The 26,096-nt window shown below is 61.4% G+C and carries 21 protein-coding genes and 1 tRNA gene; 11 read left to right on the top strand and 11 right to left on the bottom strand.

All coding sequences use genetic code 11. The features are described 5' to 3' along the window. The first annotated feature begins 71 nt into the window (after window positions 1-71). The 4 genes from BN1263_RS01395 (at window position 72) to BN1263_RS01380 (ending at window position 5,675) form a co-directional block, all read left to right on the top strand. Window positions 72-3,047, top strand: coding sequence for a TonB-dependent receptor (locus BN1263_RS01395; protein ID WP_058979027.1), 2,976 nt, complete (start codon window positions 72-74; stop codon window positions 3,045-3,047). Window positions 3,048-3,112: 65 nt separating this feature from the next. Next, on the top strand, window positions 3,113-4,468 hold the full coding sequence (locus BN1263_RS01390; RefSeq protein WP_058979024.1) for a Gfo/Idh/MocA family protein: 1,356 nt from the start codon (window positions 3,113-3,115) through the stop codon (window positions 4,466-4,468). Between the two features lie 146 nt (window positions 4,469-4,614). Then, on the top strand, window positions 4,615-5,319 hold the full coding sequence (locus tag BN1263_RS01385) for a DKNYY domain-containing protein (protein WP_058979023.1): 705 nt from the start codon (window positions 4,615-4,617) through the stop codon (window positions 5,317-5,319). A 41-nt stretch (window positions 5,320-5,360) separates the two neighbouring features. After that, entirely contained in the window at window positions 5,361-5,675 is a 315-nt protein-coding gene (locus BN1263_RS01380; protein WP_222102691.1) for a hypothetical protein, read from the top strand. 119 nt (window positions 5,676-5,794) lie between these two features. Here the strand turns inward: BN1263_RS01380 and BN1263_RS01375 are convergent. The 10 genes from BN1263_RS01375 to BN1263_RS01340 all read right to left on the bottom strand — a co-directional run bounded on the left by BN1263_RS01375 (window position 5,795) and on the right by BN1263_RS01340 (window position 16,129). Continuing rightward, window positions 5,795-5,871: transfer RNA gene (locus BN1263_RS01375), tRNA-Arg, on the bottom strand. Window positions 5,872-5,987: 116 nt separating this feature from the next. Beyond that, window positions 5,988-7,106, bottom strand: coding sequence for an endo-1,4-beta-xylanase (locus BN1263_RS19885; protein ID WP_080398759.1), 1,119 nt, complete (start codon window positions 7,104-7,106; stop codon window positions 5,988-5,990). 29 nt (window positions 7,107-7,135) lie between these two features. After that, window positions 7,136-8,200, bottom strand: a complete 1,065-nt coding sequence (locus BN1263_RS19880; RefSeq protein WP_167692769.1) for an acyltransferase family protein — start codon at window positions 8,198-8,200, stop codon at window positions 7,136-7,138. Continuing rightward, on the bottom strand, window positions 8,197-9,525 hold the full coding sequence (locus BN1263_RS19875) for an O-antigen ligase family protein (protein ID WP_080398757.1): 1,329 nt from the start codon (window positions 9,523-9,525) through the stop codon (window positions 8,197-8,199). The genes BN1263_RS19880 and BN1263_RS19875 overlap by 4 nt, the downstream gene beginning before the upstream one ends. Further along, window positions 9,522-10,658, bottom strand: coding sequence for a glycosyltransferase (locus BN1263_RS01365; protein ID WP_058979016.1), 1,137 nt, complete (start codon window positions 10,656-10,658; stop codon window positions 9,522-9,524). Before BN1263_RS01365 ends, BN1263_RS19875 begins: the two co-directional genes overlap by 4 nt. Window positions 10,659-10,667: 9 nt before the next feature. Beyond that, window positions 10,668-11,588 (bottom strand): glycosyltransferase family 2 protein, encoded by a 921-nt coding sequence (locus tag BN1263_RS01360; protein WP_058979014.1) that lies wholly within the window; start codon window positions 11,586-11,588, stop codon window positions 10,668-10,670. A gap of 4 nt (window positions 11,589-11,592) precedes the next feature. Continuing rightward, window positions 11,593-13,035 carry an oligosaccharide flippase family protein gene (locus tag BN1263_RS01355; RefSeq protein WP_058979012.1) on the bottom strand — a complete coding sequence of 481 codons (1,443 nt, stop codon included), beginning with the start codon at window positions 13,033-13,035 and terminating at the stop codon, window positions 11,593-11,595. Window positions 13,036-13,079: 44 nt separating this feature from the next. After that, on the bottom strand, window positions 13,080-14,162 hold the full coding sequence (locus BN1263_RS01350) for a hypothetical protein (protein ID WP_058979011.1): 1,083 nt from the start codon (window positions 14,160-14,162) through the stop codon (window positions 13,080-13,082). Between the two features lie 4 nt (window positions 14,163-14,166). Beyond that, on the bottom strand, window positions 14,167-14,952 hold the full coding sequence (locus BN1263_RS01345) for a WecB/TagA/CpsF family glycosyltransferase (RefSeq protein ID WP_144435313.1): 786 nt from the start codon (window positions 14,950-14,952) through the stop codon (window positions 14,167-14,169). A gap of 10 nt (window positions 14,953-14,962) precedes the next feature. Then, window positions 14,963-16,129, bottom strand: coding sequence for a nucleotide sugar dehydrogenase (locus BN1263_RS01340; protein ID WP_058979006.1), 1,167 nt, complete (start codon window positions 16,127-16,129; stop codon window positions 14,963-14,965). Window positions 16,130-16,731: 602 nt separating this feature from the next. On the opposite strand from BN1263_RS01340, the gene BN1263_RS01335 reads away from it, so the two are divergent. From BN1263_RS01335 to BN1263_RS20650, 4 genes are all read left to right on the top strand, one after another. Then, window positions 16,732-18,957, top strand: coding sequence for a polysaccharide biosynthesis tyrosine autokinase (locus tag BN1263_RS01335; protein ID WP_058979005.1), 2,226 nt, complete (start codon window positions 16,732-16,734; stop codon window positions 18,955-18,957). A gap of 107 nt (window positions 18,958-19,064) precedes the next feature. Next, window positions 19,065-19,958 (top strand): 4-hydroxybenzoate octaprenyltransferase, encoded by an 894-nt coding sequence (ubiA, locus tag BN1263_RS01330; protein ID WP_021201974.1) that lies wholly within the window; start codon window positions 19,065-19,067, stop codon window positions 19,956-19,958. A gap of 377 nt (window positions 19,959-20,335) precedes the next feature. Then, a complete protein-coding gene (locus BN1263_RS01325) occupies window positions 20,336-21,760 on the top strand; it encodes a short-chain fatty acid transporter (RefSeq protein WP_186008943.1) in 1,425 nt (474 codons plus the stop codon). Window positions 21,761-22,034: 274 nt separating this feature from the next. Further along, a complete protein-coding gene (locus BN1263_RS20650) occupies window positions 22,035-22,199 on the top strand; it encodes a hypothetical protein (RefSeq protein WP_005414774.1) in 165 nt (54 codons plus the stop codon). Between the two features lie 55 nt (window positions 22,200-22,254). Here BN1263_RS20650 and BN1263_RS01320 read toward each other — a convergent pair whose 3' ends face one another. Further along, a complete protein-coding gene (locus BN1263_RS01320; protein WP_019661619.1) occupies window positions 22,255-22,881 on the bottom strand; it encodes a YiiX/YebB-like N1pC/P60 family cysteine hydrolase in 627 nt (208 codons plus the stop codon). Between the two features lie 206 nt (window positions 22,882-23,087). Between BN1263_RS01320 and BN1263_RS01315 the strand changes: the two genes are divergently transcribed. From BN1263_RS01315 to BN1263_RS01305, 3 genes are all read left to right on the top strand, one after another. After that, window positions 23,088-23,612: a hypothetical protein gene (locus BN1263_RS01315; protein WP_019661618.1), complete on the top strand. Its 525-nt coding sequence runs from the start codon at window positions 23,088-23,090 to the stop codon at window positions 23,610-23,612. A gap of 52 nt (window positions 23,613-23,664) precedes the next feature. Further along, window positions 23,665-24,240 (top strand): hypothetical protein, encoded by a 576-nt coding sequence (locus BN1263_RS01310; RefSeq protein WP_229301578.1) that lies wholly within the window; start codon window positions 23,665-23,667, stop codon window positions 24,238-24,240. 122 nt (window positions 24,241-24,362) lie between these two features. Next, window positions 24,363-26,087 carry a peptidoglycan-binding protein gene (locus tag BN1263_RS01305; protein WP_058979003.1) on the top strand — a complete coding sequence of 575 codons (1,725 nt, stop codon included), beginning with the start codon at window positions 24,363-24,365 and terminating at the stop codon, window positions 26,085-26,087. Window positions 26,088-26,096: the final 9 nt, after the last annotated feature.

Genomic DNA, 26,096 nt, shown 5'->3' with positions numbered 1-26,096 from the left:
GGGAGCGTTTTGCCCGCCGAACGCCCACGCGCTCACTTATTGCGCTGCACCCCTGCCAGGAGAGAACCCCGATGTTGCCCGCCCGCCACCACCGCCCCCCCTGTCGTTCGATCGCTCCGCTGTCGCTGGCCATCGCCGGCGTGCTGCTGTCGGTCGCCGTTCCTGCCTTCGCCCAGGAGAGCAAGGACAAGGCCACCGACCTGGCCCGCATCGAGGTCACCGGCTCCAACATCCGCCGCACCGACGTGGAAACCGCCTCGCCGGTGCAGGTGATCAGCAAGCAGGACATCCAGAACATGGGTGCGCGCACGCTGCTGCAGGTGCTCGACAACCTGCCGGCCGCCCGCCCGGCGCAGCAGGACGCGCGTTCGCTGTTCACCGGTTCCGACGGTGCTTCGCAGGCCAACCTGCGTGGCTTGGGCGCGCAGGGCACCCTGGTGCTGCTGAATGGTCGCCGCCTGTCGTACTACGGTGCCCCGGCCGGCTTCCAGACCCAGTTCGTCAACATCGATGCGATTCCGGCCGCGGCCATCGAGCGCATGGAAGTGCTGACCGACGGCGCCTCGGCGGTGTACGGCACCGACGCGGTGGCCGGCGTGATCAACGTGATCACCAAGCGCAACTTCCAGGGTGCCGAGGTCAGCTTCACCAACGATACGTCCTCGCGCATCGACTCCTACGGCGAGCGCCAGGCCAGCATCACCGCCGGCTTCGGTGACTTGGCCGAGAACCGCTTCAACATCTACGGCGCGGTGAACATGTACCGCCGCGACGCGATCCCGCTGAGCGATTTCTACGACAAGCGGCCCGACCAGTACTACGTCAACAATCCGAACTACCTCAACAACCTGCGCCTGGGCGTGGGCAGCAAGCCGGGTGAATTCAATCCGGGCACTTACTTCGCCTTCGATCCGGTCACCGGCCGCCGCGTGCAGGAAGCTGCGCCGGGCTGCAGGAACGTGCTGACCAGTGAAGCGGCCGGTCCGCGTTGCGTCTGGGAAACTTGGATGAACAACGAGATCGATGCCGGTGCCAAGTCCGAGCGCAACACCGCCTACCTCAACGGCACGTTCCTGGTTGGCGACAACACCGAGATCTTTGCCGAGGCCACCTACACCGACATCGACCTGCGCGCCAACGGCGGCACGCCGCGCACCTACGGCACCACCACCGGCAACCCGACCAGCTGGTTCTCGCGCAATACCGGCAACACCGTCAACCAGTTCCTGTACCCGTTCCTGGGCCCCAACAACGAATACAACCATGCCAGTCCGCAGTTGAAGGCGATGATGGGCGGGGTGGTCGGCCTGAACTACCTGCTGCAGGATGCCGGCCCGAACTATTTCGGCCAGCGCAATACCGACAAGAGCTACCGCGTGCTGGCCGGTGCGCGTGGCAACCGCGGTGACTGGAACTGGGAGACCGCCTTCGCCAGCGCCGGTACCCACTCCACCACCTACCAGACGATCAACGTCAACACCAAGGGCTTCGAGAAGGCCTTCGGCCCGTACACGATCGATCCGGGCACCGGCCGCGTGATCATCTCCGACCACCCGGCGTACAAGTTCGGCGAGATCAGCGAAGCCAACGCCGCGCTGATCCGTGAAGCGTTCCCGACCTTCGACATCCAGTCGTGGACCCGCCTGCATACCCTGGACGGCAAGATCGAAGGACCGCTGTTCCAGCTGCCGGCGGGCGAGATGCGCGCCGCGTTCGGCTTCAACGCCAGCCGCGAGACCTTCTACACCCCGGGCAATGCCGATGCGGCCAACGGCCTGATCACCCAGCAGGGTGGCTCGTGGTTCGATGGCAAGCGCAACACCTATGCGCTGTTCGCCGAGACCGTGGCGCCGATCACCGACAAGCTGGAACTGGATGCGGCGGTGCGCGTGGACAAGTACCCGAACTTCAGTGCCAACGTGGCGCCGAAGATCGGCTTCAAGTACCAGGCCTTCGACCAGCTGATGCTGCGCGGCACCTATTCCACCGGCTTCCGCGCACCGAGCCTGGCCGAGTCCGGCAACGGCGGCGTGTTCGCACAGCTCGGTGGCTTCCGTGACGAGCTGCGCTGCGGCGAGACCAACGCCATCGCCAACCTGCTGCTGAAGTCGCAGCGGCCGGGTGACGTCGACCTCGGCAAGAACCTGCTGAACGTCGACTGCAGCCGCACCGTGGCGCGCATGACCCAGCCGAACAAGGACCTGAAGCCGGAAAAGGCCAAGATCGCCACCCTCGGCTTCGTATACGAGCCAGCAACCTGGCTGTCGGTGTCGGCCGACTACTGGTTCATCTACCGTGACAATGAAATCGTCGCGCCGGACTACCGCCGCATGGAAGACATCATCTCGATGTCGCGCTCGCCGATCACCGACAGCGACCGTGCCAATCTTGCCCAGTTGGCGGCGATGTGCGCCGACCCGGCCAGCGGCGTGAGCTGCCCGGCCACCCTGCCGGGCTACTCCGCCGGCAACGTGGCCAGCGTGGTTGGCCAGTACAAGAACCGCGGCAAGACGCTGATCGACGGCTTCGACATCGACGCGCGCAGCCGCTTCTCGCTGGGCGACTGGGGCAACCTGAACATCGGCCTGGCCGCCACCATCGCCAACCGCAACCGCTTCTACATGGACGCGGAGAACGGCTGGTACTACGGCGACGTGGTGGGCTACTACAACAACCCGCGCCTGCGTGCCACGCTCAATGCCGACTGGACCTACAAGCAGGTCACCACCAGCATGTTCGTCAACTACGTGGGTGGCACCAAGTGGGCCACCGACCAGATCGACGAAGAGAGCAACAACAAGGAAACCTGCACCGGCGGCTACCTGGCCCTGCAGAAGAGCAAGTGCGATGGTGCACCGTCGTGGTGGACCGCCAACATGAGCGTCACCTGGCGCCCGGATGACGCGTGGAACCTGAGCTTCACCGTCAAGAACCTGTTCAACCGCCTGCCGTTCTACGATCCGAACAGCTTCCTGGGTGACTCCAGTGACTACGCCACCATCTTCGGTCGTGGGTACAGTGTGACCATCGGCTACCGTTTCAAGTAATTCCATTTGCGTGACCCGGCGGGCCGGCTACGGCCGGCTCGCTGCCAAGAGGAGAGATGTCTGCCATGAAGCGTAGGGAATTCATCGCGGCCAGTGCCGCTGTCGCCGCCAGCAGCCTGCTGCCGCAGACCCCGGCGTGGGCACGCGGGCGCAAAGTGCGCCTGGCCATGATCGGCACCGGCATGCGTGGCCTGGTGCTGCTGAAGGAGCTGGTGCGCCGCGACGATGTCGAGGTGGTCGCGTTGTGCGACATCGAGCCGATCATGCTCGGCCGCGCCATGGACATGGTGGCCAAGGCCGGCAAGCCGGCCCCGAAGACCTACGGCCAGGATCGCGACACCAATGCCTGGAAGCGCCTGCTGGATCAGAAGGGCATCGATGGCGTGATCATCGCCACGCCGTGGGAGTACCACGCGCCGATGGCGATTGCCGCGATGCAGGCCGGCGTGGCGGTGGGCTGCGAAGTAGTGGCCGGCATCACCCTGCAGGACCACTGGGACGTGTTGAAGACCCAGCTGAGCACCGGTACCCCGTACATGCTGCTGGAGAACGTCTGCTACCGCCGCGACGTGATGGCCGCGCTGCAGATGGTGCGCCAGGGCCTGTTCGGCGAGCTGGTGCACCTGCAGGCCGGCTACCAGCACGACCTGCGCGGCGTGAAGTTCAATTCCGGCGACCCCAACCAGCCCTATGACAGTGGCGTGGAATTCGGCCCCAAGGGCTGGAGCGAAGCCCGCTGGCGTACCGAGCATTCGGTGGAACGCAACGGCGAGCTGTACCCCAGCCACGGCATTGGCCCGTGCGCGATGTACACCGGCATCAATCGCGGCAACCGCTTCACGCACATCAACGCCTTCGCGACCAAGGCGCGTGGCCTGCACGAGTACACCGTGGCCAAGAGTGGCGGCACCTCCCACCCCAGCACCAAGGTGAAGTTCAAGCTCGGCGATATCGTCACCACCACGCTGGCCTGCGAGAACGGCGAGACCATCCTGTTGCAGCACGACACCTCGCTGCCGCGCCCGTACTCGATGGGCTTCCGCGTGCAGGGCACCAAGGGTCTGTGGATGGACGTGAACCATTCGATCCACATCGAAGGCCGCAGCCCGCCGCACCAGTGGGAGGAGTTCAAGAAGTACCAGGACGAGTACGAGCACCCGCTGTGGAAGCACAACGCCGACACCGCCGCCAGCGCCGGCCACGGTGGCATGGACTGGTTCGTCATCCATGCATTTGTTGAAGCACTGAAGGCCAAGGCACCGATGCCGATCGACATCTACGACGCGGTGACCTGGAGTGCGATCACGCCGTTGAGCGAGCAGTCGATCGCCAATAGTTTCCAGACGCTGGAGTTCCCGGACTTCACCGCTGGCGCGTGGAAGCAGCGCAAGCCGATCTTTGCGTTTGACGGGAAGTACTGATTTGCACATCAACGGCAACGCCGCACATGCCTGGCGTTGCCGTCTGCATCGGTCCATTGACACCTGTAGAGCCGAGCCAACGCTCGGCTGCTTTTCCCGCCGACCGCATTGAACTAGCGGCCCCACCACTGGCGGAGCCCCAGACCATGCCATGGCAGAAGATCAGCGAACTTCCTGACCAGCGATTCGTCGGCCCCTACGGCATCGAACTCTGGCGCATCCACGATGGCCGGGTGTTCCACCAGGGCCGACTGCTGCGCAAGGCCGATGCAGCGAGCTTCGAGTTCATTCCGGCGCACTTCTTCATCGCTCGCGATGCGCACGCGGTCTATCACGCGTGGACCCGGCAGACCTCCATCGACCGCGACAGCTTCCGGCAGTGCGGCGCCTACTGGCTGGACAACCATGCCGTCTACTTCGAGTACGAGACCTCGCTGAAGGCGCTGGCCGGGGCGGATTGCACGACGTTCCGTGATCTCGGTGGCGGCTACGGGGCCGATGACCATGGCGGCTGGTACTGCGGCCGGCGCATGAAGCACTGCCTGCGTGGCGACCAGCTGCAAGGGGTGCCAGAGGACCCGCTGTACGCCGTTGATGACAGCAACGTCTACTGCGACGGGAAGCCGCTGCCCGGGGTGGATCGCGAGCGCTGGCAGCTGCTGGATGGGTGCTTTTCGGGTGATGGCAGCCGGGTCTACTACCTGGAGCGGAAGCTGCCGCGGGTGGATGCGGCTACGTGGCGCTGGCTGGAGGGGAGCTGGTCGCGGGATGCGACGCAGTTGTTCACCCTGCATCTGGTTGAGAAGGACGCTGGGGTGCGGGCGCGGTTTGGGTTTGCCGCAGCACCCTGAAAGACAGGAGAGGAGGCCCGATGGTGGAAGGAAGGAACGTGGTGGAACTCCAGTCCGATAGAGTGGTGTTCTACTCCAGACAGGATGAGGCGAGCTTCTTCGCGCGGCTGCAGCAGCTGCCCTGCGTGGTCGACGTTGCAGGGAAGGGGCGGATTCTCCATATCCAGGTGGATCGCCAGCGGGTGGATGACGAGGCGCTGACGGAGCTCCTGGCGCTGTTCCATCGCTATCAGGTGGACATACGGCAGTTGCGGGTGTTTGACGAGCGGCGCTTCGCACGCTGGTTCAGACGACGCCAGAGCTACTGGCACGATGCCGTGTTCGGGCAACCGGGGCGCGCCGACATCGTCGAGTGAGGTGGGAAGGCGCCCCTCGACGCGTGCTGCTTCGGCCGGACACGGCGTCGCACGGCCGATGCTGCAGGCCATGGTGCGTGTGGGGCTGGGGCTCCTGCGCTGATGAGGGCAGGGAAAGATGGCGCGCCCGGAGGGATTCGAACCCCCGACCAATGGCTTCGGAAGCCACTACTCTATCCGGCTGAGCTACGGGCGCGTTGTGGTGAAATAAACTGAATTGACCGCTATGGCAATCATCGTCGGTCACTTCCTCCCCACTAGGGGCCGGTGATTGTAACCATTTCGGGCATGGCGTGGCTACCATTCTGAGCTTTAAGACCGGTCGGGTGCCGCCCTGAGCGCGTCAGCGATTGCATACCACATCGGCTTCTTCTCCAGTGAAGAGCTCAGCGGGTGGGGGCGCGGGACTGCTCCGTCAGCACGAATGAATCCTGGATCGCCCTTTCGCTGACGGGCTGCCATCCAGGATTGGCCATCATTAAGGCCCCAGCTGACTATGCCTATGACCTTAGGCTCATCCAGAGTCACGTTGAGGTATCGAGAAGTCATGCTCGCAACCTGAGCATCCCGCCTAGCAATGTCCTCACTAAAGTATCGATCATTAACGTCAAGCTCTGAAACTATGATCTTGAGACCCATATCAGCTACTTCCTTGAGGAAGTCACGCCAGATTCGATCATCGTACTTGAGCTGAGATTTGAGATGTGACTGAACTCCGAGAGCCTCGACGGGCGCGCCGCGCTTTTTCAATGACTCCAGAAGTTTCAATACTGTCCGTCGACGTCTATCCGCAAAAATTGCGGTCGATTCTAGATTGTAATCGTTGTAGCAAAGCAATGCACTTGAATCGCACTCCTTTGCTCTGAAGAATGCATCGGAAATGTAAGAGGGGCCGAGTGCCTTCATGAACAGGGAGTTTCTAAGTCCATTGGCTAGATGGTCGTTCGGCTCAATGGCTTCATTTACGACGTCCCAAGAATGGACTTTACCCTTCCAACGGCTAGCTGCGTAACTGATCCTTCGATCAAAAGCCCTTCGCATTGCTGTTTTATCAAGCGCTTTTACCCAGTCGGGCATGAAGGCATCATAGATGAGCGCGTGCCCTCTAAGTAGCAGGCCGTGCTGGAAAGAAAATTGAGCAACTAGATCGGCTTCCTCTGGCGTCTCATGATCCTGGTATTGCCACATGATCGGCCATTTCTGCGCGCGTTGAGCAGTGATGATTCCACAGTCGTCAATGATTGCCTTTGCTTGCGCGTCATTGGTCAGCTCGCTGACGTTGACGGCAGACCCGAAGAACAACCCCTTTCTCCTGGCAATATCATTCAGGCCAGATTTTCTGTCGCCACCTGCAACCTGTAAAGGTAGCGCATGAGCAGAAAGTGCAGGGACCAGTAGCGAACTTGAGATGAGGAAATTTCGCCTGTTCAATTGGTTGCCTCGGAGTTAAGTGTAAAAGGCTAGGCTTGCCGAAGAATGGCGTTGGAAACCAACTTCTTGGATGCCTTGGACACCGGGCGCTCAAACAGTGCGTACACAAGATATCCGACGAGCTCGCACGCAATGAGGCCGATGGCGATGAAGCCTATAGCTGATGGCCAGTCATTCACTTTAATACCCAGTGCGCCGAACAAGGCGCGCAGAATGCCCAGTGTGAAAATGTGTGAGACATAAAGAGAATAAGAGGATTCGCCCAGCGCCAACAATAGCCTGTTACCTTTCTCTCTTTTCGATGAGCTCTCGATGTCTAGGCAGCCGAGGACGACCAATACAGCCGGAATACCAAAGTATAGGAATCGAAGTCGACCATCCTCAGGCATCCATATGGCTGTGAGGATGAATAAGGCAATTCCAACTGATAATAGCGTCACTCCCCGCGTGCGATTGCCAAATGTTCCGCTTAAGAACATCTTCGCCGTAACCATGCCGGCCACAAATTCCAGCGTAATCGTCGATCCATAATGGGATAGATAGGTTGATTTCTCTCCAAGTCCTGATGAAAAAATCTCGGATGAGACTATCAAGGTCAATAGTGTGATTGAGATAAAGGCAATTCTACTTTTTGATTCCTTAAAGAACAGGGAAATCGAGAAAAGTGCGTAAAAGAACATTTCATAGTTAAGCGTCCAGCCAATGGAGAGTAGTGGCCGGACCCTGCCGTCGTCCCACTCATATGGAATGAATGCAAGTGAGTTAATCAGGGCTGATGTACTGTACTCGGTCGATCTAAACGTGGAAGGTGCAATAATGAGTAGGCTTGCTAAGAGCAAAGTAAATGCCCAATAGAGTGGCGCGACTCGAGCCAGTCGGTGGATGAAAAAGGGTAGTGGATCATTGTTGCGACCATGCGAAACGTACATCATTATGAATCCACTAATAACGAAGAACACGTCGACGCCAGCGGACCCGAACGGACTCTGGAATAGCTGTTTTATTCCGGGAAACTGTTCCCGTGCGTGGTGTATCACAACAAGTGCAGCGGCGGTCGCCCTCAAATATTGGAGGCTGTACAGTGTTCTAGTCACAGGCTTGGTCTCGTTACAGGCTGACGGCGGCTTAGCCTCGCTACAGGCTGATGCCTGCTTGTAGAGGCCATTTGGTAGGACGAAGCGGCAATCATTACCAGTACGACACAGAGAGGTTGCTGTGGATTCATGAACGTAGTCTCGAGAAGGCTGTGCAGAGCAATGAAGGTGATAAGACCGATCATTCCTCCTCGCAGGTCCGAGTCATTGTCTTGCAGCCTCAGCGTCCAGCGTGTCGGGGATAAGAACATTGAAATCAAAAACAGTGCGAATCCAATAAAGCCGGTTGCCACGATTAGGTCAAGATAGCCGTTATGCCCGTGAGCAAAGGTTAGGTACGACCAGTTGGCATATCCGGAAATGGCCGATTCCGCGCCTGCTTGAAAAACTGACCCAAAACCAAAGCCGGAAATTGGTCGGTCAATGATCATTGTGACTAGAATTGCCCACATTCCCGCGCGACCGGTGAAGGACTCAGGCGTTGTAAGGATTGATGAAATCTGTGGGAAAAATATCGCAATAGCGGCAGATGCTGCCGCGGTACCTGTCAGAATGAGGGCTGCGTATCCCAGTAGTCGTGAGCGAGACATCGCAATATGAGTGCACACGTACCCGATTAGCAGAGCCGGCAGAAGCATGCCAATCGATGTCTTTGAGTTTGATAGTATGAGTAATGCAAATCCGCCAAAGGTGCCGAGCAATGGCAGGAAAATTTTACGTAGCCGAATCGATTTAAAGCTGAAGCCTGGAAACGCGGAGAAGACGCCGAGTATTAATGCGATTGCGGCGACTTGGCCTGCTTGATTTTTATGATAGAACACACCTCTCCATGCACCCACAAGCCCGGAATCCATTTCTCCTGCTTGATGGATAGCATTAGGTATCAAAAGGCCGCTAATCAGGCTTGCGAATACTAGGGCGAACGATACATTTTTGAGGGTTTGAAGAGATCTTTTCGGGCCGACAACTGCTGTTGCAGAATAGATCCAGATAAAAATTATCGCGTTAAAGGCTAGTCGCCTAAAGGAAATTTCTGGCGATGTTGCCCATGTGACCGTAATCGACCACCACAGAAGAAGTGCAACAATCGACCAAGGGAAGAAGTGTCTTGAGATCTTTCTCGAAACAATGCCCTTCAGAAAAAAATATGCTGCAACAGCAATGAAGAATATTTGCCGAATAATTGACCCAGAGCCACCCTCATCCAGGTCTATTCTTGTTCCACGATCTTGAAATGGAATGTCTTGGACAAACAAGTAGACTAGGGCAATCGTAAAAATAATGATTGGGGCGGATAGTCGTGAGTGGCTGTTCTTCAATTTCATTTTTCTGTGCCGATGCTCGCGTAAATTTGTCCGAGAGCTCTGGTTCTTGTGGAAAGGTCAAACGTTCGAATGACCGCGTCACGCCTCATTACTTGAAGATCATGAGAGGCTTTATCATCGCGAATAGCGAGGTAAAGCTTCTCCGCCAGTGAATGAATGTCTCCCTGTTCGGCTAGAAGATCCCAGTCTCCCTCCCAGACGGCCTCGCGGACAGGCCCTTGATCGAATGCCACAACGGGGCAGCCAGTAAGCTGAGCTTCGAGGTATACCATCCCCAGTCCCTCATTGTCCCCGCTTTTGGCTGGCATCGATGGCATGCAGAATGCGCTCGCTGAGCTCATGTGCTTGAGTACGGTCTCCCGATCCTGAGCTCCCAAGAACTCAATGCGGTCCTGGAGATCCTCAGAACTGCGCATCAATGGTTCCATCTGGGGGCCGGAGCCGATGATCAGAAGCTTTCCTTCAAAGCCATTGGCCACCATCTTTCTGAATGCCGCGATGAGATAGTGGCATCCCTTTTTCTCTACCAAGCGACCGACAAAAAGGATGTTCTTCCGCGGCTCTGAGCTGACCGCTGGTGCACGATCCAGGTCCGTTCCGAGGTAGTGCGTATGTGTCCGTTCCGTCGGATATCCTTTGCTGATTGCAGTGTCACGCAGGAAGTCCGAAACCGGCAGGAATGCCGCAGCTCTTTGGCGCAGCCGGCCTGCACGAAGCACGTACGGCCATTTGAAGGGGAGCTTCTTTGCGAAGTAGCTCGCCTTCGATGTTACGTCAAATCCGTGGAGAGTGACGATCAGTGGAATTCCCAGCCTCTCTGCGATAGGGAGGATTTCCGCAGCATCGGTAGCGAAGTGCGCGTGAATTACGTCAGGGGCAAGTGCACGTACTTCTGCTGCAAGCCGAGACCAATTCGGTGCCAGATTGAAGAGTGTCTTTTGCATCAGCCGCGCAAACTTTCCGCCATGCGCATCGCGGTTCTTTACGTGCCGGAATCGATCAATGCTATCGCCAACAGCCTCCTCGCAGGCGAACGCGCACTCAATTCCTGACCTTTCCAAGGCATCGTAGTGGTCGGCGATGAATGTCTCTGAGCCTGCGAGCAGCCGAGAGCGATATATCAGGATCTTCATGCGTCTACTTCATTTTTTCGATGAGCGAAGTCCAACACCAACATCCGCGACTTTGCGATACCAACCGTTGGCAAGTGCAACCTGGAGGAACACGATAGCGGCGTGCTTGGGTGCATAGGTGCCCGTCACCGCCGCTTCTAACCAGAGAGTCAGCCCCTTCAGCGTCTGGCCGTGCTCGGCGTAAGCCTTCGCCACGCGCCAACCCTTGAATCCCCTCAGCGCTTTCTTGGTAAGAAGCTGCTGCGCCTCCTCCGCCCAGCGCAGCCGAACCGCAGGATCTGTCCTTGCCGAAATCCTGCTTCCACTCTTCACATCGTTCCAGACTGCGCCCGGATCGTTGATCATATGCCACCGGTAGCCAGCACGCTCCACGCGGATGGCGAAGTCGACGTCCTGACCGTAGGGCAGCCATTCAAGATATCTGGCCGTCCGGGCGGTCTCCGTTCGGACGACTACCGTGCTTGTCTGCACGAAGCCGGCAGCGCATGAAAGGTACTCGGAAATGGGTTCGCCCTCCTTAGGTGCTCGTGGCGGCTTCAGAAATTTCCGATCGCTGCCGCGATCAACAACGATTCGCGAGAACACCGCACTCCCCGGGTCTTTCTCGAGGTGCCGGATCGAGCGGCTGATGTGGCCTGGAAGGAATGTGTCATCGGAGTCAAGCAGAGCGATGTACTCTCCCTGAGCTTCAGATATGCCACGGTTTCGAGCAACATTTGCGCCTGAGTTGGCTTGGCGGATGCAACGCACTGCCGGGTTCGCGATAGCGGCAACGACTTCGGAAGTACCATCGGTGGAACCATCGTCGATGACAATGACCTCCAAATTGGGGTAATCCTGAGAGATCGCTGACTGCACTGCCGCCCCGATGCTATGCGCTCGGTTGTAAGCCGGGATCACGACGGTTACGAGTGGGTTTTCGGAGGTCATTGACTCAATCTCTGTTCCTGGTCTTTCGATATGCCGGTTTCACAATTATCAAGGCGGACAGCACAAGTGCCGCTAGGGCGACAGTAAGTGCGATAGCGACTTGGAGAGCTGGTGTGAAATCAAGGCCGCTGACACTGTAGGCGGCCAGGCCTGCAATGGCGCCTGGCGCAAGACCTCGAAGAATGGAAATGCCGCCGGCGCGACTACTCACTCCTGCCGTTCTCTCCGCCAGTAGCATGTTGGGGTACACAAGCAGAAGATTGGCAACAGTCGTAGCAATGGCCAACTCCATGGCACTCCAGTCGAGCAGCCATGCAAGGAACACCGTAGAAATGAGAAGCGTCGCGAAACGACTGAGCGTGAATGCAAACTGCTTGCCGGTCGCGCCTGCTGCAGTAATGAAAGATAGAAAAACTGCTCCAACCGGAAGCACCGCCGATTGGATCGCGAATACCTGGACGAACGGAACGGCGGTTCGCCAGTGGTCACCCAAGAGAAGAGGGGCCAGTGTCGGGGCGACTGCGGCAAGAACGAAGAACGCTGCACCTGAGACAAAGCAGATCGTTACGATGGCGCGTTCATAGATCTGGCCCGCGGATGATCTACTGTCGAGCGAGTGGACGGCGGCGGGGAACAGTGCACGTTCAAGGGCCTGTACGATGAGGCGAGCTGGCTGTTCTGTAATCCGCCTTGCCATGCCGTATAGACCGAGCGCCTCCGTGCCGATGAGGAGTGCGACGAAAATCTGGTCGATCGACTGGATCGCAGCCGTCAGCAGGTTCATTCCGAAAAGGGGCGCGGTAAATCGCACGACCGGCTTGATGTCGCCAGGTGTGCTTCGCAGGGTGGCCTTCTCGGCCGGCGCTGGGAAGCCCCGGTGCCGTGCTGTGATGTAGATGAGGAGAGTCTCAACACTCCGTTGGGTTAGTGCATAAACAGCGACCGCGTACACGTCGCGCCAAATGTACAGATATGCCAGTCCCGCCGCTACGGCAGCGATGCTGGCGATGGTCTCCGCCAAAGAGATCTTGGCGAACTCCATCTCCTTGCTGAGGCGCGCCTGAGCAACCACCGCCATTGATGAAATCGGGGCGCTCAGTCCCATTGCGGCGATGATGATGAAGTAATCCCACGATTGGTTGGCGTACCCGAATGCGAGACCACACGCAGCAATCAGGATGAAGACGACCAGTCCTGAAACAAAGCTTGCCCGGGCAGTTTCACGATGGAGTCCATCCATCCAGGATTGATTCTGGATTAGCGCTTGCGTGAATGTCCGTGTTCCGAGCGTAGTGGCAATCTGGAAGGGAATCAGTGCGAGCGTGACGATTCCGAATTCCGTTGGGCCCAGCACCCGGCCCATGAGAAGGATGAAAAGCATCTGCAGCGCGACACGCGCGACTCGACCGCCCGCGTTCCACAGGACCGCAACCTTCGTACGCGACATGAGGTCTGCCGCTGAACCAGCTTTGCTCTCCAATTTGATCGACCTTAGAGCCAGTTCGCTGCCTTGATGACATCAAGCGGCTCACCGCCAGAGGCCGGTGAGTTTGAGGTTTCGACCAGCAGCGCACACTCATGATGCGTTGCCAGGGCCCCCGGAATCTTGTGGAGCGTGTAGCCTTCGCTGGGATTCTCAAAGAATGCTTCAATGCTGCGCATCAGTGCACGCGCGCGGTCGCGCTCCAGCGCGGTTGCGGGTGTCGACTGTTCGGCGGCAGTGCGAAGTGCCTGGATGATGTCGAAGTCCAAGCAGTAGGGGACCTTCTCCATGAAAGGACTGTTGCCCAGCAGCAGCCTGGATGCCTCGGCCCGGATGGCTTCCACGGCCATGTATCTGCGCCGCATTACATGGTCGACCCAAAGAACATGCGCGACGCCGCCCATGTCGCCCAGGTCTGGTGCGTGACGCAGGCCGTACGCGATGCGGAACAGTTTCTGCAGAAGGTCGCTGCGGTAAGCCCGGAGCAGGCCAGTACGCGGGTCCATGAGGGCGTCTACGGCATCGCGACAGCCCGCGGCCAGGCCAGTACGGGGCAGCAGGTGGGGAACGTTCGCTTCCAGAGAGATCAGGATGGAAGGTACGCCGCCGATCCAGTGGCTTACCCGCCAATTGTGGTGGGCCCATTTGGCTGAAAACACCGGACGCAATGTCTGCGGGTCGGCAAGCTCGGGAAGATGGAAGGTTCGTCCCGCCAGAACCTTGGCATACAGCCCGGGGAAGCGCGTGCCGAGCAGGTTCAGGGTGCCGAACAGATAAGCACAGTTATGGACCGAGATTCCTTCCTCGAGCACCTCTGTGGTTTTCCATCCTGGCAGACGGGTCTTCGCAGCGAGCTCGCAGAACGCGTCCACGGCCGACGGGCTGACATCGTCCAGGTCACCCAGCAGGAACAACGAGTAGACCATGTCGCAATGGTTCTCGATGGATGCCTGGGGGCGTTGTCCATCCCCCGTCCAGAACGCGAGCAACGTCGCATGCTGCTGGCTGAAGTGCTTGCGAACGTTGGTCTTGAACGGGGTCATCTTCGTCGCGGGAGCTTCGGTGGGCAAGGGCGCAGCGGCAAGGGGCATGGGCTCAGCTTCCACGGGTGGTTGCGGTCAGCAACCGGAAGAGGGAGTAGGGATTGGTCACAACGTAGCGGAAGGCAAGTCGCCTCGGCTCCTTTGCAGCCCGGAACAGCCACTCGAGGCCGGCTTTCTGCATCCACTCGGGCGCACGCGGTGCATCGCCTGCAAGGAATGCGTACAAGCCGCCGCAGGTCTTGATCCAGCCGACGCCCTTGAGCTTGTGCTTGTTACGCAGCGCCCAGTGCTCCTGCCGCGGCTTGCCCAGCGCAACCCAAAGGACGTCCGCCCCGCTCGCACGGATCTCTGCGCAGACCTCGTCATCCGCTTCGGCGGAGAAGTAACCATCACGCCGGCCCACGATCTCGGCTTTCGGGTACATCTTCTGGATCGCAGCCACTGCGGCCTTGTTCTGGTCATCCTTGGCGCCGAGGATGAAAAACTTCAGCCCATGGGCTTCTGCTGCACGAGCCGCGTCATGGAAAAAATCGGTCGTCGCGATGCGCTCTGGCAATGGGTGCGCGGTCATGCGGCTGGCAAACACCACGGGCATGCCGTCGGCATGGATGATGTCCGCCTGCGACATTGCTGCAGCGAACGATTTGTCCCGGCCTGCGAGAGCAATGCCCTGCCCATTGGAGGAAAGTACGACGCGGGGCGTCCAGCGCTCACGGTCAGCGCGCGCCTGCAGGCAATCGCGGACCATGCAGTCTGCGAGCGCCTGCCGTGATACCGACGCAGTTGGCAGGCCGCCGACAGTTACGACGGGGAACGTGTAGGGAGAAGTATTGGTCATTGCCGACGACTCAGTTTGATCCGAACAGATCACGGGTGTAGACCTTCCCGCTCACGTCCTGAAGTTCATCAGTCAGGCGGTTCGCGATGATCACGTCGGTCTGCTCCTTGAACCGGCCCAGATCATTGACTACGGCGGAATGGAAGAACTGTTCATCCTTGAGTACAGGCTCGTGCACGATAACCTCAATGCCCTTGGCCTTGATCCGCTTCATCACCCCTTGGATGGCCGACGCGCGGAAGTTGTCCGACCCGGCCTTCATCACGAGACGATAGATGCCGACGACCTTCGGCGCCCGACGAATGACTTCATCGGCGATGAAATCCTTGCGCGTGCGATTGGCTTCCACAATTGCGTGGACCAAGTTCTGCGGTACGTCGCTGTAGTTGGCCAACAGCTGTTTTGTGTCCTTCGGCAGGCAATAGCCGCCGTAGCCGAAAGATGGATTGTTGTAATGCGTGCCAATGCGTGGATCCAGGCTTACGCCCTCGATGATCTGGCGCGTGTCCAGCCCATGGGACGCCGCATAGGTGTCCAGCTCGTTGAAGTAGGCTACACGCATCGCCAGATAGGTATTGGCGAAGAGCTTGATTGCTTCAGCTTCGGTCGAATCGGTGAAAAGGACAGGAACGTCATCGCGCAGCGCACCCTCCCGGAGGAGCTTGGCAAAAGTGGCCGCGCGCTCGGAGCGCTCGCCGACAATGATGCGGCTTGGGTGGAGGTTGTCGTACAGCGCCTTGCCTTCGCGCAGGAACTCGGGCGAAAAAATGATGTTCGACGAGTTGAAGCGTTTGCCCAGCTCTTTGGTGCCCCCCACCGGAAGCGTGGACTTGATAACAATCACCGCATCGGGATTGATCGACGAAACGTCGCGGATCACTGATTCCACGGAGCTGATATTAAAGTAGTTGGTCTGGGGGTCGTAGTCCGTAGGCGTCGCAATGATCACGAAGCTCGCGTCGGCGTAGGCTTCCTCTGGACTCAACGTGGCCGACAGCTGCAGCGTGCGGGTCGCCAGATAGTCCTCGATTTCGCGATCTTGGATGGGCGCCTTGCGCGCATTGATAAGGGCCACACGCTCTGCGTTGATATCCAAGGCCACGACCTGGTGGTTCTGGGCGAGCAGGACGGCGTTGGAAAGGCCGACATAGCCGGTACCAACAACAGCGATCTTCATCTCAATTCCTTTTGCGGCAATCTGGGGAGGCTGGGGGCATCAGCGGCGGCACCGCTGGCAATGCAGGTGACGCGGGGCGCCGGCCGTTCAGGCAGGGGAGTAGCGAGCCCACGCTTGGTTCGGGGGGTTGCGATGCTACTACAGGCGGCCTCGAGTACTCCCCAGATGGCAGGCTGGCGGCCCGACATTCAGGTAGGAACACGCGCAGCCGCGTCCGTGTGCGAAATCGCGCACGCTGCGAGACGGGTGAAAATCGTTCATGAGTGGCATCCTGCCGGTTTAAAGTTGGAGTATCGGATCGTCCATTCGCTCGAGGGGATCATCAAAAAATGTGACATGGGTCACTTTTGCAATGCTTCCGAGCGCGATCGTAACAGAGCACTGGGGATTCAGGGCCGTTCATTTCCCAACTGAGCGTCGCCATAGCCTGTACATGGGCTAAACTGTAGGGCTTGTTCTGCTGTGGACTGCTGGTCGCGTGGCGCAACGGCCTCGACCTCGCGCCAACACGCGTCGTTTCACCACGCTGCGTTGCTGGTGCTGTGCAACCTCCCAAGACCTGCCTCTACCTGGGCAGTTGTTCCCGAATTGAAGTGGAAGCGATGACGAAGCAAATGGACTCTCGAGCGGTCAAGGATGATGAAATCGATCTGCGTGAGCTGCTAGGGGCGCTAATTGATCGCAAATGGTGGATCGTTGGCACGACTGCCGCGTTCTTCATTGCTGGCGTTGCTTATGCGCTGCTCGCGCGCCCGGTTTACCAGGCCCAGGCGATGGTGCAGGTGGAGTCGAAGATGCCGAGCATCCCCGGCTTGGCTGATCTCGCCTCGCTGGGTGGAAGTGGCAGCACGGCAGCCACCACCGAAGTTGCTCTTCTCACCTCACGCACTGTCATTGGGGACGCGGTAGACAAGCTCAATCTGGAAGTGGCAATCGAACCCAAGCGCCTTCCGGTGTTCGGCAACTTCTTCGTCCGCCGCTTCAAGCCTGAAACCGAAGATCAGGTGGCGCCGCCGAAGTTTGGTCTGGCGCGCTATGGCTGGGGTGGCGACGTACTTGGCATACATCGTCTTGAAGTGCCGCTCCCGCTCGTTGGCACTACCATGGCGTTGAAAGTTGGCGATAACGGTAAGGACTTCGTGCTGTTTGATGAGGATGGCGACGAGCTGTTGCAGGGTCAGGTTGGCGTGCCCGCCAAGGGCCGAGGAGTCACTCTGGAAGTGGACACGCTCCGTGCCAACCCGGGGATGCAGTTCGAGGTGACCCGTCTGCGCCGCTTGGACGTTGTTGCAGAGCTGCAGGAAGACATCAAGGCAACGGAGCAGGGCAAGGAATCTGGCATCCTGCAGCTGTCCTACGAGAATGCCGATCCGCTGCGTGCCGAGGCCCTCGTCCAGCACGTAGCCGATGCCTACGTTCGGCAGAACGTGGATCGCAGCTCGGCCGAAGCCGCGTCCCAGTTGCAGTTTGTGAAGGATCAACTGCCGACCATTCGCCGCCAGGTCGAACAGGCTCAGGCCGCCATGAGCGATTACCAGTCGCGCTCGAAGGCCGTGGACATTACCATGCAGACCAAGGGTCTGCTGGAACAGGAAGTGGCCGTCGAGGCCAGCATCCAGCAGCTGCGCCTGAAGCAGGCTGAGATGGATCGCAGCTTCACGCGCGAGCATCCGGCCTATCGTGCACTGCTGCGCCAGATCGGTGATCTGGAAGCCCGCAAAGGCGGCTTCCAGAAGCAGGTCGGTGACCTGCCGGAAACCCAGCAGGAACTACTGCGCCTGACGCGTGACCTGCAGGTGAGCAACGAGCTGTACACAGCGCTGTTGAATCAGGCACAGCAGCTCGATGTGGCCCGCGCGGGCGCGGTCGGCAACGTGCGTATTGTCGATCCGGCCATCGTTGACATCGCCAACCCGGTTGCGCCCCGCAAGGCCCTGATCGTAGCCATCGCCACCCTCCTCGGCGGCTTCCTCTCGATCGCCTTCGTCTTCCTCCAGCGCATGCTCAACCCGGGCATCGAAGACCCGGCAGACATCGAGGCCCTGGGCCTGCCGGTCTACGCCGCCATCCCGCTCAGCGAGTCCAGCACCCTTCCGAAGCTGCGCAAGGGCAAGCACGGTACGCGCGTGGTGGCCGACGGTCGCCAGCACCTGCTGGCGGTGACCGCTCCGGCCGATCCGACCGTGGAAGCGCTGCGCAGCCTGCGTACCAGCCTGCACTTCGCCATGCTGGAAGCGAAGAACAACATCCTGACCATCTCGGGCCCGCGCCCGGGCGTGGGCAAGACCTTCGTGTCCACCAACCTGGCCGCGGTCATCGCGCAGGCGGGCCAGCGCGTGCTGGTCATCGACGCCGACATGCGCAAGGGCACCCTGCACAAGATCCTGGGTGTGTCGCACCAGAAGGGCCTGTCGGACGTGCTGGGCGGCAAGCTCAGCGTCGACGACGTGATCCATCCAGTGTCCGGCCTGGACAACATGCACTACATGGTGCGTGGTGACATTCCGCCGAACCCGGCCGAGCTGCTGATGCACCCGCGCTTCGCTCAGCTGCTGCAGGAGATGTCCGGCAAGTACGACCTGGTGATCGTCGATACGCCGCCGATCCTGGCTGTGACCGATCCGGCGCTGGTCGCCACCCACGCGGGCTCGAGCCTGCTGGTCACCCGTTTCGGCGTGAACCAGGCCAAGGAAATCGAGCTGACGCTGCAGCGCTTCGAGCAGAACGGCGTGCAGATCAAGGGTGCGATCTTCAACGCGGTCGAGAAACGTGCCACCGGCTATTACAGCTACGGCTATTACGAGTACAAGTCCGACGAGAAGGCCTGACCACTTCGCAGGGCAGGACACCGGGGCCCGGTGCGCGCAGGCGCATCGGGCCCTGTATTTTCCAGGCCCGCGCCGCAGTCCTTCCAGCGCAGGAGTATCCTATCGCCATGGCTGATACCCCCCTCATTTCGCCGCAGTCGCCGGCGACGCCGCGTTGGCGGCATTACTGGAGTCTGATGCGCGCTGATCGCCCGATCGGCACGCTGCTGCTGCTGTGGCCCACCTGGTGGGCGCTGTGGCTGGCCGCAGGCGGCCTGCCGCCGCTGTGGACCCTGTTCGTGTTCACCGCCGGCGTGTGGCTGACCCGCTCGGCCGGCTGCGTCATCAACGACTACGCCGACCGCTGGCTGGACCCGCACGTGGAGCGCACCAAGTCCCGCCCGCTTGCGACCGGCGCAATCAGTGGCCGCGCCGCGCTGGCGCTGTTCGCGGTGCTGATGCTGGTAGCGTTCGGCCTGGTGCTGACCCTGAACGGGTTGACCATCGGCCTCAGCTTCATCGGTGTGTTCCTGGCCGCCAGCTACCCCTACCTGAAGCGCTACACCCATCTGCCACAGGTCTACCTGGGCATGTCGTTCGGCTGGGGCATCCCGATGGCGTTCGCCGCCGTGCAGGGCGAAGTGCCGATGCTGGGCTGGCTGCTGTATGCCGGCAACATCCTGTGGTCCACCGCCTACGACACCTGGTACGCCATGGTCGACCGCGAGGACGACCTGAAGATGGGCTCGCACTCCACCGCGATCCTGTTCGGTGATCTCGATCTGGTCATCCAGGGCGTGCTGTACGCGCTGTTCCTGGCCACCATGGCGCTGGTTGGCGTGCGCGGCGGGCTGGGCGGCTACTACCTGGCCGGTGTGGCCGTGGCCACGGTGCTGGTGGTGTACGAGTTCTGGATCTGCCGCAACCGCGAACGCGGTCCGTGCTTCAAGGCGTTCCTGCACAACAACTGGGTGGGTGCCGCGCTGTTCGCCGGTATAGCCGTGGACCTGGCGCTGCGTTGAACCTACGGTGGGGTAGAGCCGGCCGCTGGCCGGCTGCACCCGTGTGTGATCCCGAGGTTGCCGGCCAGCGGCCGGCACTACCGTCCTCGGCCAGCTCTACGACGATTCCCGTGCATGGTAGAGCCGGCCGCTGGCCGGCTGCACCCGTTTGTGATTCCGAGGTTCCCGGCCAGCGGCCGGCACTACCGTGCTCCGCCAGCTACGACGATTCCCGCGCATGGTAGAGCCGGCCGCTGGCCGGCTGCACGACCATCCCGATTGGGAAATTGCCGGCCAGCGGCCGGCACTACCGTTCTGTGCCACCTACGACCAATAGGTGGCTGACAGCCTGCACCCCACCGCCCAGAATCGATCCATTGAACCTGGGAGGGTAGGCGATGGCCTCGAAGGCAGCAGTACAGGATGGCTGGATGGCGCGCGCAGCGCTGCGCTCGGCCGCCTGGGCGGAAAAGTGGTTCCCCGACGCGTATGTGTTCGCGGTGCTGGGCGTGGTCATCGTCGCGCTGGCCGCGATGGGCTTCGGCTCGACCCCGCAGGCCACCGCCAGCGCCTTCGGTGACGGCTTCTGGAGCCTGATTCCCTTCACCATGCAGATGGCCTTCGTGGTCATCGGTGGCTACGCCGTGGCCACCGCGCCGGTGGTCGCGCGCTTCATCGACTTCCTGGCCCGGGTGCCGCGCACCGGCCGTGGCGCGGTGGTGTACGTGGGCCTGGTCAGCATGCTCGCCTCGCTGCTCAGCTGGGGTTTCTCGCTGGTGTTCGGCGGCCTGCTGGTCCGCGCGTTGGCCCGCCGTACCGAGCTGCGCATGGACTACCGCGCGGCCGGTGCTTCGGCATATCTTGGCCTGGGCGCGGTGTGGGCCATGGGGCTGAGTTCCTCGGCCGCACAGCTCCAGGCCAACCCGGCCAGCATGCCGCCGGGGCTGGTGGAGATCACCGGCGTGCTGCCGTTCACCGAAACCATCTTCCTGTGGCAGTCGATCGCGCTGACCGCAGTGCTGATCCTGGTCTCGCTGCTGATCGCTTGGCTGACCGCGCCTGCGGCCGGCAGTGCGCGTACTGCCGAGGAGTTCCCCGGCGCCGCGCAGGCCGAGCCGGAGCCGCTGCAGCGGCGCACGCGCCCGGGCGAGTGGCTGGAATACAGCCCGCTGCTGACCGTGCTGCTCTCGTTGCTGGCGTTCGGTTGGCTGTTCAACGAGTTCGCCAACAAGCCGGTGGTCACCGCCATCGCCAACCTCAACACCTACAACTTCCTGTTCATTTCGCTGGGCCTGCTGCTGCACTGGCGCCCGCGCAGCTTCCTCAACGCGGTGGCCAAGGCGGTGCCGAGCACCACCGGCGTACTGATCCAGTTCCCGCTGTACGGCGGTATCGCGATGATCCTCACCCACGCCGCCGGCGGTGACGGGCAGACCTTGGCGCACCGGCTGTCGAGCCTGTTCGTGCACGTGGCCAGCACCGATTCGTTCGCGCTGGTGATGGGCGTCTATTCGGCGGTGCTGGGCTTCTTCGTGCCGTCTGGTGGCGGCAAGTGGATCATCGAGGCGCCCTACGTGATGCAGGCCGCCAACGAACTGAAGGCGCACCTGGGCTGGGCCGTGCAGGTCTACAACGCGGCCGAAGCGCTGCCGAACCTGATCAACCCGTTCTGGATGCTGCCGCTGCTGGGCGTGCTGGGCCTGAAGGCACGCGACATCGTGGGCTTCACCTTCATCCAGCTGCTGGTGCATATCCCGCTGGTGCTGGGCTTGCTGTGGCTGCTGGGGATGACGCTGGCGTACGTGCCGCCGGTGATGCCATGAATGCAGCGTTGGCTTCCCTGTGTGAGCCGGGAAAGCCAGCCTCGTTCAGCGCGTGTCTCCGGCTGCGAGCGCCATGAATGCGTGCAACGCCGATGACGGCATGAGCACATGCCGAACCCGCATGAATCCTTCAGGCGCTTGTGCCGCAAGAGGTTCCGCGCGTTCATTCACAGGCGTACACATGAATGTAGCCGGCCACCCACGTGTGATTAACCAATCGCTGCAGACGATGGTCCCGTCCACCGCATTCCGCGCGTGGCTTTGGAGATCGGACATGGCACAGCAGAACCAGAACCCGAACCAGAAGCAGCAGGGCCAGCAGAACCAGCAGGATCAGCAGCAGGGGCGCGGCCGCGACCAGCAGCAGCAACAGCAGCAGGAACAGCAGCAGCGCAACCAGCGCAACCAGCAGCAGGGTGGGCAGGACGAGGAAGAGTGACTTCGATGCCCCAGCCTGGGCAACCCGCGAAGCCCCGCCCTGTGCGGGGCTTCGCTTATTCCAGCACGCCGATGCGCTGCAACACCGGCGCCGCCGACATGTCATTGGGATTGGTGCCGGGCTGGTCCTGCGGCACGTCCATGCCCATGCCGCGGTACAGATCCACCCAGTGCCGGGCGATCTGCCCGGTCTGCGGGTTGCGGAAGTTCATCGGCTGCAACGCGAACACATGGTGCGCACGGAATGCGCGCTCGATGAAGTCCGAGCAGTAGTAGCTGTCCTCGTTCAACACGTATGACGTGTTGTACGGCTTGCCCAGCATCGTGCGTGCGGTCGCGATCGCATCCTTGATGGCGGCCTGCTGCGGTGCCTGCAGGCGATAGACCACGATCTGCCGCTGCCTGGCGCGGGCGTCCTGGCGGAACTCGACCAGGGATTGCCGGCGCGATCCCTTCTCGTCGGCGTGCAGTACCTCCCACCCCTGCGACGCCAAGGCGACAAGGGCCACGTGGTCGAAGCTGGGGCCGTGCTGCTTGCCGGTGGCATCGTCGATGGCCGCGCTGAGGCCGCTGCGGCCGGCGGTGACGAACAGCAGGTCGCCTTCCCGGACCTCCAGTGCGGCCACAACACCAGGCCACAGCGTCGGCGCCAGCAGGGAGAGGGCAAGCAGGAATGCGCGCATGGGGGCCAGGGTCGAAGCATGTGCGGCGTAGTCTAACGGCTGCTGCGATGACGTTGATTTCAGTCCAAGTGTGATATGAGTCTCAATTCAGCATGTCGGGATATTCCTGACAGCGGATGTTGAAACTGAATCGACAGAGGCATGGCTATCCTTGCCTCCCTACCGCGCCGGAACCGCGCGCGACCGCCCGGAATCAGGAGGATCCCTTGAACCAGCTCCGCCCCGTTGCCCTGCTTGCGCTTGCCCTGGGGCTTGCGCTGTCGGGCTGCAAGCCTGCGCCCCAGGCTGCCATCACTGACGCCGCCGCACCGGCTCCGAGCAGCACGGCCGCCGCCACGACGCCGGCCACGCCGGTTGCCGCGGCCCCGGCAGACGCGTCTGCCAGCTGCCCCCATCCGGTCTTCGACGACTTCCTCAAGCATTTCGGTAACGAGATCGCACTGCAGGAAACGTCCACTGCCGATCCGCTGCTGGACAGCCACATCGATGGCGACGCCGAGCCGGAGCCACGCAAGGTGGAGGAGAAGGTGCCGCTTGCCAAGGTCGAATGGCCGGTGATGCCGGACCCGGCCACGCTGCAACGCCAGGGCCGCGAGATGCAGGTCACCCGCCTGCCCGACGGCCAGGTACAGGTGCAGATGCGCACCCCCGATACCAGCGACCAGCAGATCTACACCTTTGCCCAGAAGCCGTGCTGGCAACTGGTCAAGCGTGAGGACGAATCGATCTGACCCCTGAGCGACCGCCTTCGGGCGGTCGTGTGATTCACCCAAGGAGCACCGCATGCGTCTGTCTCCCGTTGCCCCCGTGCTGGCCCTGATGCTTGCTGCCTGCAGCGGCCCTGAGGCGGCTGCACCGGCGGCGGCCCCCGCTTCTACTGACCCGGCAGCGTCGCCGGCCGCACCAGCGGCTGCCGTTGCGGACCTTCCCACCTCTCTTACGCGCGACGAGACCGGCATGCATATCGATTGCCAAGGCACCCGCCTGCACCTGGCGGCCCAGCCCACCCAAGACACGGACGCTTCCCGGCTGACCACGCTGGAAATCGAAAAGGACGGCGCACGCCAGGCCATTGCTGCGCCCAAGGAGATGGACGGCTATACCGCCGTTGGCCTGGCCTGCGTGCAGGACCGCAGCGGTACGCCGTACTTCGTCGTGCAGTACGGTGAACTGCCGTTCGGCTGCAGCTTCTGCGAGTGGTACTACCTGTACGACGCCAGTGGCCGCCAGTTGACCCACAGCACACCCCCGCTGCGCGGCGCGGAAGGCGAGGAGCAGGAGCCCAACAACGACGAGTACGAGACGTTGATCGACTCGCTCGGCATCAAGCACCCGGAGGTGAACTACATCGAAGACTGAGCGCAGCGGCAGGACGTCGCACGCGCGCTGTGAACGCAGCACCGCAGTACCGCAGTACCAGAAGTACCAGGAGCAGTACCCCTTAAGGAAATCCCCTTTTTCATAGAATGGATAGCACAGACATGGCAGACATCTACCAGGACATGGTCCAGCCCCGCGGGGCGGCCTACAGCAGTGACCGCATCAAACCGTGGAGCCACTACCGGGAGCCGATCGACCAGAGCGACGGCCGCCTGCATGGCAATTCCCGCCGGTGGGGCGATGCGACCCCGGAAGTACAGTCACGGGTGATCGACACGATCATCGAGTCGGCGCGCGAGAAGGGCCTGACCCCGCGCGAAACCGCGCACGTGCTGGCCATCGCCCGCGTTGAATCGGGCTTCAACCCCGATGCAGCCGCTGGCACCACCTCGGCCTCGGGCCTGGGCCAGTTCATTGACAAGACCGGCAACCACTACCACCTCAACAGCCGCAACCGCTTCGACGTCGGCGCACAGTCCGATGCACTGGTTGACCATTACATCGATAACCGCACGCTGGCGCACAAGCGCGGCCAGGGTGAGGAGTACATCTACAAGTACCACCACGACGGCCCGACCCGCGATTACGGCGGCCTCACCCTGTCTGAAAAGAAGGTGATGCCGTACGTGGACAAGTACGAGCGGTTCGTGGAGCAGCGCCTGGGCCTGACCCACGGCCAGTCCCATGGCAGCCACGCGGCCCCCGCCGCAGCTGCGGCCACCCACGCGCAGGCCAAGCCGGCAGCGGCGCATGCCGAAGGCCAGACCCGCACCTTCGAGCAGACGATGCAGGTGATGCTGCCCCCGCAGAACGGGGTCAAGCCGCACATTACCGGTGAGTTCGGCGAACACCGCGCGCACAAGCCGCACGGTGGCACCGACTTCAACTATGTCGGCGGCCAGCACGGCCGTAATCTGCAGCACCCGACCGTCAACGCGCCGATCTCCGGAACGGTGACGTTCGTCGGTGGCGACTACGGCACGGTGAAGATCAGGGATGCACAGGGCAACTCGCACGAGATCCTGCACCTGCACTCGACCCAGGTGAAGGAAGGCCAGCCGATCAAGGCGGGCGAGCCGATCGGCACCATGGGCGGGCGTGGCCCGGGCGGTGCGGGGCAGTATGCCCAGCACGTGCATTACCAGTTGAAGGATCCGCACGGCAGGCTGCTCAGCCCGCAGGACTTCTGGGACCACGGCAAGCTGAAGGAAACCGGCAAGGGTGGCCATTCGCATGACGCCGACCACAACGGTGTGCTGCGCCAGGGGGCCAAGGGCGAGGAAGTGACTGCGCTGCAGAAGGAACTCAACCGCCTGGGCGTGCGTGACGGCCAAGGCAACCCGCTGAGCGAGGACGGCAAGTTCGGTGCCAATACCAGGGACGCACTGATCGCCTACCAGAAGCAGCACGGGCTCACCGCCGATGGCGTGGCGGGTCCGGCGACGCTGGGCAAGCTGGCCGAAGGCCGCAGCCATGCCGAGGCGGCGCCGAAGGGGCCGCAACTGGGCGACAAGGCGCATCCGGATACGCCGCTGCACAATGCGATCCGTGGCCACATGCCGGGCATGATCTGCAACGAGATGAGCGCGCATGTGACCGCCCAGGCCAAGGCCGCCGGCATCGATTCACCGGAGAAGCTGCAGGGCGTCACCGTGCAGGATGGCAAGGCCTTCGTCATCGGCACCGTTCCCGGCTTCCGTACTGCGGTGGACATGACCCAGACGGCACCGAGCCTGCAGGAGACCAGCGCTGCAATGCTGGCCAAGCATGAGCCTTCGCAGCAACACGTGCAGGACGAGCAGCAGCGCGTGGCCATGGGCCGTTGACCGCTGCGT

This window comes from Stenotrophomonas thermophila (genome assembly GCF_001499715.1).
Lineage (GTDB): Bacteria > Pseudomonadota > Gammaproteobacteria > Xanthomonadales > Xanthomonadaceae > Stenotrophomonas > Stenotrophomonas hibiscicola.
This window is presented reverse-complemented; position numbering and strand designations above follow the sequence as displayed.

Bases quoted from the DNA above. Each gene is read 5' to 3' on its own strand.
- BN1263_RS01340 (WP_058979006.1), bottom strand. From the start codon at position 16,129: ATGAAGATCGCTGTTGTTGGTACCGGCTATGTCGGCCTTTCCAACGCC.
- BN1263_RS01385 (WP_058979023.1), top strand. From the start codon at position 4,615: ATGCCATGGCAGAAGATCAGCGAACTTCCTGACCAGCGATTCGTCGGC.
- BN1263_RS01350 (WP_058979011.1), bottom strand. From the start codon at position 14,162: ATGCCCCTTGCCGCTGCGCCCTTGCCCACCGAAGCTCCCGCGACGAAG.
- BN1263_RS01310 (WP_229301578.1), top strand. From the start codon at position 23,665: ATGCGTCTGTCTCCCGTTGCCCCCGTGCTGGCCCTGATGCTTGCTGCC.
- ubiA (WP_021201974.1), top strand. From the start codon at position 19,065: ATGGCTGATACCCCCCTCATTTCGCCGCAGTCGCCGGCGACGCCGCGT.
- BN1263_RS01305 (WP_058979003.1), top strand. From the start codon at position 24,363: ATGGCAGACATCTACCAGGACATGGTCCAGCCCCGCGGGGCGGCCTAC.
- BN1263_RS01320 (WP_019661619.1), bottom strand. From the start codon at position 22,881: ATGCGCGCATTCCTGCTTGCCCTCTCCCTGCTGGCGCCGACGCTGTGG.
- BN1263_RS01395 (WP_058979027.1), top strand. From the start codon at position 72: ATGTTGCCCGCCCGCCACCACCGCCCCCCCTGTCGTTCGATCGCTCCG.
- BN1263_RS19875 (WP_080398757.1), bottom strand. From the start codon at position 9,525: ATGAAATTGAAGAACAGCCACTCACGACTATCCGCCCCAATCATTATT.
- BN1263_RS01365 (WP_058979016.1), bottom strand. From the start codon at position 10,658: ATGAAGATCCTGATATATCGCTCTCGGCTGCTCGCAGGCTCAGAGACA.
- BN1263_RS01355 (WP_058979012.1), bottom strand. From the start codon at position 13,035: ATGTCGCGTACGAAGGTTGCGGTCCTGTGGAACGCGGGCGGTCGAGTC.
- BN1263_RS01345 (WP_144435313.1), bottom strand. From the start codon at position 14,952: ATGACCAATACTTCTCCCTACACGTTCCCCGTCGTAACTGTCGGCGGC.
- BN1263_RS01360 (WP_058979014.1), bottom strand. From the start codon at position 11,588: ATGACCTCCGAAAACCCACTCGTAACCGTCGTGATCCCGGCTTACAAC.
- BN1263_RS01335 (WP_058979005.1), top strand. From the start codon at position 16,732: ATGACGAAGCAAATGGACTCTCGAGCGGTCAAGGATGATGAAATCGAT.
- BN1263_RS01390 (WP_058979024.1), top strand. From the start codon at position 3,113: ATGAAGCGTAGGGAATTCATCGCGGCCAGTGCCGCTGTCGCCGCCAGC.
- BN1263_RS01325 (WP_186008943.1), top strand. From the start codon at position 20,336: ATGGCCTCGAAGGCAGCAGTACAGGATGGCTGGATGGCGCGCGCAGCG.
- BN1263_RS20650 (WP_005414774.1), top strand. From the start codon at position 22,035: ATGGCACAGCAGAACCAGAACCCGAACCAGAAGCAGCAGGGCCAGCAG.